This is a genomic window from Rhizobium sp. Root483D2 (assembly GCF_001426685.1).
In the GTDB taxonomy this organism is placed as follows: Bacteria; Pseudomonadota; Alphaproteobacteria; order Rhizobiales; family Rhizobiaceae; genus Pararhizobium; species Pararhizobium qamdonense.
Genome location: NZ_LMFB01000041.1, coordinates 35,161 through 35,497 on the forward strand (window position 1 = coordinate 35,161; position 337 = coordinate 35,497).

Consider the following 337-nt stretch of genomic DNA (forward strand, 5'->3'; position numbering starts at 1 on the left):
TCAGGCCGTTGAAGAATGCCAGGCCGTGATTGCCGAGCGCGATCGGCGCATTGGCGAGCTGGAAGCTGAGATTGCACCCCCGGCTGAGATCGAGCCTGCGCTTGAAGAAACGGCACAGGTGCACTGATGGCGCTCCCGACCACCTACAATACCGGCACAGCAACGATCAATGCCAACGAAACGGCGGTGGTTGGACAGGGAACGACCTGGCTGACATCAGGCGTCCAGGCGGGTGACTTGTTCGCGGCTGCCGGTCTCGATGTCCGCGTCGCGACCGTCGTCAGCAATACCAGCCTGACCCTGGCCTACCCATGGCCGGGCGCCACCCGCACAGCAC

1 pseudogene is annotated in these 337 nt (G+C 63.8%); it reads left to right on the forward strand.

The features are described from left to right. Window positions 1-126: 126 nt before the first annotated feature. A pseudogene (locus ASD32_RS30160) lies at window positions 127-337 on the forward strand (phage tail protein); the annotation flags it as partial.